The sequence below is a fragment of the Henriciella pelagia genome (assembly GCF_002088945.1).
GTDB lineage: Bacteria > Pseudomonadota > Alphaproteobacteria > Caulobacterales > Hyphomonadaceae > Henriciella > Henriciella pelagia.
On record NZ_NCSU01000004.1, the window covers coordinates 1 to 6,460 of the forward strand.

Annotated in this window: 6 protein-coding genes; 3 read left to right on the forward strand and 3 right to left on the reverse strand. The window is 53.5% G+C overall.

Annotation, left to right across the window (positions count from 1 at the left end):
- Window positions 1–86 precede the first annotated feature (86 nt).
- Window positions 87–1,435 (forward strand): IS3 family transposase gene (locus tag B8746_RS00965; RefSeq protein WP_095380815.1). Its coding sequence is split into 2 segments (ribosomal slippage): window positions 87–420 and window positions 420–1,435, totalling 1,350 coding nucleotides; the frame shifts between segments, so codons are not numbered across the junction.
- A gap of 200 nt (window positions 1,436–1,635) precedes the next feature.
- Here B8746_RS00965 and B8746_RS00970 read toward each other — a convergent pair.
- Complete coding sequence (locus B8746_RS00970) at window positions 1,636–2,046, reverse strand: MerR family transcriptional regulator (protein WP_084391392.1); 411 nt, start codon at window positions 2,044–2,046, stop codon at window positions 1,636–1,638.
- Between the two features lie 137 nt (window positions 2,047–2,183).
- Here B8746_RS00970 and B8746_RS00975 point away from each other — a divergent pair, with 137 nt between their 5' ends.
- Window positions 2,184–2,843, forward strand: coding sequence for a cation diffusion facilitator family transporter (locus B8746_RS00975; protein ID WP_084391393.1), 660 nt, complete (start codon window positions 2,184–2,186; stop codon window positions 2,841–2,843).
- On the forward strand, window positions 2,840–3,343 hold the full coding sequence (gene lspA, locus B8746_RS00980; protein WP_084391394.1) for a signal peptidase II: 504 nt from the start codon (window positions 2,840–2,842) through the stop codon (window positions 3,341–3,343). The genes B8746_RS00975 and lspA overlap by 4 nt, the downstream gene beginning before the upstream one ends.
- Before the next feature lie 88 nt (window positions 3,344–3,431).
- Here the strand turns inward: lspA and B8746_RS00985 are convergent, their stop codons facing one another.
- Window positions 3,432–4,808: a multicopper oxidase family protein gene (locus B8746_RS00985; protein ID WP_198943683.1), complete on the reverse strand. Its 1,377-nt coding sequence runs from the start codon at window positions 4,806–4,808 to the stop codon at window positions 3,432–3,434.
- A gap of 217 nt (window positions 4,809–5,025) precedes the next feature.
- Window positions 5,026–6,374, reverse strand: a protein-coding gene (locus B8746_RS00990) for an IS3 family transposase (RefSeq protein WP_095380815.1) whose coding sequence is annotated in 2 segments (ribosomal slippage) — window positions 5,026–6,041 and window positions 6,041–6,374 — 1,350 coding nt in all. Because the reading frame shifts where the segments join, the coding sequence is not laid out codon by codon here.
- Between the last annotated feature and the right edge of the window lie 86 nt (window positions 6,375–6,460).

The window sequence follows — 6,460 nt, forward strand, 5'->3', positions numbered from 1 at the left end:
TGTTCCCCGTCAGCGACCATGAGACAGATCGGCCAAATTGCTTAAGGAGGATTTCTGGCACATCGTAGCCCGCCAAGGGAGCGAAGATGAGACAGAAATCCGGGCCGGAAGGATCGGCCGAAAAACATGTGAAAGAGATACGCCGTAAGACCCGGCGCAAATTCTCTGCCGAAGAGAAGATCCGCATTGTTCTGGAAGGCCTGCGCGGAGAATATTCGATTGCCGAACTGTGTCGGCGTGAGGGGATCGCCCAGGGCCTTTATTACACCTGGTCGAAGGAATTCCTCGAAGCGGGAAAGAGGCGGCTCTCCGGCGATACCGAGCGCCAGGCGACGTCCGGTGAGGTGAGCGGCTTGAAGCGCGAGATGCGGGATCTGAAGGAAGTCGTGGCCGACCTGACGCTGGAAAACCGCATTCTGAAAAAAAGCGTGATCGGGGATGGGGAGGATACCGAATGAGATACCCTGCCTCTGAGAAGCTGGAGATCATCCGGCTGGTCGAACAATCACACCAGCCGGTGAAGAAGACACTGGAACAGATCGGCGTGTCACGTCCGACCTTCTATCGCTGGTATGACCTTTACCGGCGGTTCGGTGAAGCCGGGCTTGAGGATCGGCGCAGCGGCTCCGGCCGGGTCTGGAACCGCATCCCGAACGAGGTGCGTCAGCAGGTACTGGAAATGGCCCTGGATCAACCGGAACTATCTCCCCGGGAATTGGCGGTGACGTTCACCGATGAGAAGCACTACTTCGTCTCCGAGGCCAGTGTTTACAGGCTTTTGAGGGCGCACAACCTGATCACGAGCCCGGCTTTCATCGTGATGAAAGCGGCTGATGAGTTCAGGGAGAAGACCACCGGGCCGAACCAGCTCTGGCAGACCGACTTCACCTATCTGAAAGTGATCGGCTGGGGATGGTTCTATCTCTCCACCGTGCTTGACGACTTCTCCCGCTACATCATTGCCTGGAAGCTCTGTACCGGCATGGCGACGAGCGATGTGCAGGATACGCTGAACCTGGCGCTTGAGGCTTCCGGACTCGATGAAGTAAACGTGATCCATCGCCCAAGACTACTCTCAGACAACGGACCTTCCTACATCTCTGGCGATCTGGCTGAGTATCTTGCCGACAAGGGAATGAAGCATACGCGCGGCGCGCCGTATCATCCCCAGACCCAGGGCAAGATCGAGCGCTGGCATCAGACCCTGAAAAACCGCATCCTGCTGGAAAACTACTTCCTGCCGGGAGACCTCGAAGCGCAGATCGACGCGTTCGTTGGCTACTACAACCACCAGCGCTATCACGAGAGCCTGAACAATCTCACTCCGGCAGATGTCTATACGGGCCGCGGCCAGACCATTCTGCTGGAACGTGAGAAAATCAAAAGGAGGACCATGAAACTACGGCGCTTGCAGCACGCCCAATCCGCTGCTTAACTCAACCCAGATGCGCCAGACCCTCCTTAAGTCAGGCAGCCTGAAGTCTCAAATACCTGACGACGGACAGCCATTCCGCTAGAAAAGTGATCATCCGCGGCGATATTGAACGAGCCCAATCGGCCTGTTTGGTAGATTGTCTAATCCCTACAGCTGCTAGAGAGTCAAGAGGTGAATTCCTACTTTAACCCATTGAGCGATCAACGTGTTGCTTTGGTGATGCTCTCCATTATCGTGCACGTCGCTACTTCGCCTCCGGCACAGGACACAATCATATCTTTCAATTCCTTTTTAAGGGCGCGCAATTGCTTCAGACGCTTGTCCACTTCTCCAAGATGGTGACGGGCAACTCGGTCTACTTCCAGGCAATCTGCATTAGGAGTCAATTGAAGGTCAATGAGTTCCCTAATGGCTTCGATTGGAAAGCCGAGATCACGGCATTGCCGAATAAAGAGCAGCCTATTGGACGACGCTTCGTCATAAACTCGCTGTCCACCTGATGTGCGTCCCGGTTCAGGGAGCAGTCCGATAGACTCATAATACCGTATTGTCGTGATTTTTACCCCGGAGAGTTTTGATAACTGCCCAATTGAACGGTTTTGGTCTGGCATTTCATTTTTCCCCTTGAACCTATAGCAGCTATAGGGTGCAACGAACTAAATCAATGAATGAAACAGACAAGTTTGACGGTCGTAACGCCGTTCCATGAAGCTGTTTTCGCTCAAATGTTAGGAGGAGAGGATAGGCTATGGCGGATGATGATTGCTGCGGAGTTGATGAAGAACAGATCCGTTCACCCGGTTATCGCCGAGCCCTATGGATCGTTGTTGCCTTGAATGTGGGCTACGGCGTCATAGAGCTTTTCGGGGGCTTCATGGCCAATTCTCAGGCGCTGAAAGCAGATGCCCTCGATTTTTTAGGCGACGGGTCGATCACATTTCTCGGGCTACTTGCGATCGGTTGGTCGCTGGCCTGGCGGGCGCGGTCTGCATTCATTCAAGGCATCTTTCTCGGCCTGCTCGGGCTTTGGGTGCTCGCCTCTACCGTTCTCAAGACCCTCACGGACACACCTGTTGAAGCCGGCTTAATGGGACTTTTCGCGTTAGTTGCCTTGATCGTGAATCTCATCGCTGTCCTGCCTTTGCTGCCTTATCGCGACGGTGACGCCAATATGCGCGCTGTGTGGCTTTTTTCACGCAATGATGCGATCGGCAATGTGGCTGTTATCATCGCCGCAGGTCTGGTTGCCTTGACGTCTACTCGCTGGCCCGACCTCATCGTGGCCTTCCTGATTGCGGCTTTGTTTCTTCATTCGGCGTGGAACATTTTGCGCGATGCGCGTCGCGATCTAAGTGTCGTCACGTCCCGCAAGACAGACCCGTTGGCGAGTGAGGCAAACCCAGAATGACGCAGCACGTTCGTTGGCTGGGAACCTCTATCGCGGTAGTGATCCTGATCGCCGACCTATCCACAAAAGCCACTATGATACCCTATTTGACCGAGTCCGGCGGCTTGGTTGAGCTGCTCCCGTTTGTAGATTTGAGACTGGGGTATAATCGCGGCGTCAGCTTCGGTCTGCTAAGTTCAAACAGCGAGTGGGCGCCATGGGCACTGGCTTTCATCGCGTTCATCGTGTCTGCTTATTTGGCGATGCGGTTGTGGCGCGCCACGTATAAGCATGATGCAATCTGGGCCGGATTGATCATCGGCGGCGCTCTGGGCAACGCCATTGACCGTCTGATTGACGGCGTTGTTACAGATTTCATTGATATTCATGTTTTAGGATTTCACTGGCCAACCTTCAATCTCGCTGACATCGCCATTGTTCTTGGTTTAGCAATAGTGATGTTGAAAGGTATGAGACCTTCAGAGAAACAGATAGTTGCAAATCAAGATACTATCGGTTGAATAGGTTGGGTGAGCGCTCATATGAAGCTTCCAATCAAACAGGATAGGAGATCGGGATAACCACTCGGTCTGTTAGGTATTGTATGGATTATGTTTCGACGACGAACTGCCCCATCATCCCGGCATCTTCATGTTCGAGTATATGACAATGGTACATGTAAGGTGTATCCGGGTCTGCATAATCTTTAAATGACAACAGCAACCGCACGCGCTCGCGCGGCGCTAGCAGTACAGTATCCTTTAAGCCGGTTTCGTGCTGAGCAGGGGGCCTACCATTGCGGTCCAAAATTCTGAATTGGACATCATGTACGTGAAACGGATGAGGCATCCAAGAAGCGTTTTGGACTTCCCAAATTTCCGTCGTATTCAACTTCACGCGCTCGTCAATACGGCCCATATCCATAGAACGGCCATTTATCGTAAACCCATTTTCTGCCCGCATACCCATCCCCATTCGGAGCACAAATTGACGCATTTTTACGGCACTTCCTGGATCGATAGCGGCGTGTTTCTTGAAGGTTGTGGGTACTGGCGGAGAGGAGTCTAGGTTTGCGTTGGGGACGATAAGTAAGACGTTGAAAGCTGATGTGTCTGTATCCCTGCGATTATTACCACGCCACCATCGGTCGCCCATCATAGCGCCATCCATCATACCCATTCCATTCGTTGTGGATGCAGCTATCAACTGCCGTGGCTGACCATAGCGCATATCAACGAGGATCTCTGCACGCTCTCCCGGCGAAAGCCTTAACTGCGACATTTCTAAAGCGGTCTCTAAATGCCCCCCGTCGGATCCAATCATCAAAAAGGTTTGTCGGTCCGCGAACTTAAAGTCATAAATGCGAGCATTCGAGCCGTTAAGCAATCGTAGGCGCAAAAGCTCAGTCTTGCTCTCAAAAACAGGGTCAACCACACCATTGACGAGCAAGGTGTCGCCCTGCATTCCCATCATGATGTCATGCATAGATCTTAAATACACTAGCTCGCCATTATTCCCGAACAGTCTGTCCTGAACGATCAACGGCACGTCATCGACGCCGTAGGTATTAGGTAAGTCAGGTTCAAGTCGATTGGGATCTTTTACGATAATGGGACCCGCAAGGCCGCGATACACTTGCGGACCGGCTTGTTTGTGGGCGTGAGAGTGGTACCAGAAAAGGGCGGGCTTTTGGCGTACTTCAAACTGCGCGGTCCAGGTCTCACCCGGTGTTATCGTCTGGTGTGGTGTGCCATCATATTTGGCCGGCACGTGGAAACCATGCCAGTGAAGTGTAGTATCTTCTTGCAGCGTGTTGTTGACATTGATTTTTACAATAGATCCGACATCCATTTGAAGCGTTGGACCGAGATAGGCCTGATTTACGCCGATAGTGGACGTCGAACGGCCTTCAAAAAATGTTGAAGTTCCATTTTGGATTTTCAGATTATATTCTGTGTAAGCGCCATTCTTTGTTCCGGAAAGCAACTGAGGTATTTTGAGAAGGTTCCTATCAGAGTTATGCGGACTTTGGGGATAGCCTGCTTGCCCACACGCTGCTAAGGACAATGAGAGCCCGCCCATACCCCATAACGTGTCTCTTCGAGTCAGCACAATTTAGTCCTTTTTGATGGACTGTCCGTCGTCAGGTATTTGAGACTTCAGGCTGCCTGACTTAAGGAGGGTCTGGCGCATCTGGGTTGAGTTAAGCAGCGGATTGGGCGTGCTGCAAGCGCCGTAGTTTCATGGTCCTCCTTTTGATTTTCTCACGTTCCAGCAGAATGGTCTGGCCGCGGCCCGTATAGACATCTGCCGGAGTGAGATTGTTCAGGCTCTCGTGATAGCGCTGGTGGTTGTAGTAGCCAACGAACGCGTCGATCTGCGCTTCGAGGTCTCCCGGCAGGAAGTAGTTTTCCAGCAGGATGCGGTTTTTCAGGGTCTGATGCCAGCGCTCGATCTTGCCCTGGGTCTGGGGATGATACGGCGCGCCGCGCGTATGCTTCATTCCCTTGTCGGCAAGATACTCAGCCAGATCGCCAGAGATGTAGGAAGGTCCGTTGTCTGAGAGTAGTCTTGGGCGATGGATCACGTTTACTTCATCGAGTCCGGAAGCCTCAAGCGCCAGGTTCAGCGTATCCTGCACATCGCTCGTCGCCATGCCGGTACAGAGCTTCCAGGCAATGATGTAGCGGGAGAAGTCGTCAAGCACGGTGGAGAGATAGAACCATCCCCAGCCGATCACTTTCAGATAGGTGAAGTCGGTCTGCCAGAGCTGGTTCGGCCCGGTGGTCTTCTCCCTGAACTCATCAGCCGCTTTCATCACGATGAAAGCCGGGCTCGTGATCAGGTTGTGCGCCCTCAAAAGCCTGTAAACACTGGCCTCGGAGACGAAGTAGTGCTTCTCATCGGTGAACGTCACCGCCAATTCCCGGGGAGATAGTTCCGGTTGATCCAGGGCCATTTCCAGTACCTGCTGACGCACCTCGTTCGGGATGCGGTTCCAGACCCGGCCGGAGCCGCTGCGCCGATCCTCAAGCCCGGCTTCACCGAACCGCCGGTAAAGGTCATACCAGCGATAGAAGGTCGGACGTGACACGCCGATCTGTTCCAGTGTCTTCTTCACCGGCTGGTGTGATTGTTCGACCAGCCGGATGATCTCCAGCTTCTCAGAGGCAGGGTATCTCATTCGGTATCCTCCCCATCCCCGATCACGCTTTTTTTCAGAATGCGGTTTTCCAGCGTCAGGTCGGCCACGACTTCCTTCAGATCCCGCATCTCGCGCTTCAAGCCGCTCACCTCACCGGACGTCGCCTGGCGCTCGGTATCGCCGGAGAGCCGCCTCTTTCCCGCTTCGAGGAATTCCTTCGACCAGGTGTAATAAAGGCCCTGGGCGATCCCCTCACGCCGACACAGTTCGGCAATCGAATATTCTCCGCGCAGGCCTTCCAGAACAATGCGGATCTTCTCTTCGGCAGAGAATTTGCGCCGGGTCTTACGGCGTATCTCTTTCACATGTTTTTCGGCCGATCCTTCCGGCCCGGATTTCTGTCTCATCTTCGCTCCCTTGGCGGGCTACGATGTGCCAGAAATCCTCCTTAAGCAATTTGGCCGATCTGTCTCATGGTCGCTGACGGGGAACA

Excerpts from the sequence above, each read along its gene's own strand:
- B8746_RS00970 (WP_084391392.1), bottom strand. The coding sequence starts at position 2,046 with ATGCCAGACCAAAACCGTTCAATTGGGCAGTTATCAAAACTCTCCGGG.
- B8746_RS00975 (WP_084391393.1), top strand. The coding sequence starts at position 2,184 with ATGGCGGATGATGATTGCTGCGGAGTTGATGAAGAACAGATCCGTTCA.
- lspA (WP_084391394.1), top strand. The coding sequence starts at position 2,840 with ATGACGCAGCACGTTCGTTGGCTGGGAACCTCTATCGCGGTAGTGATC.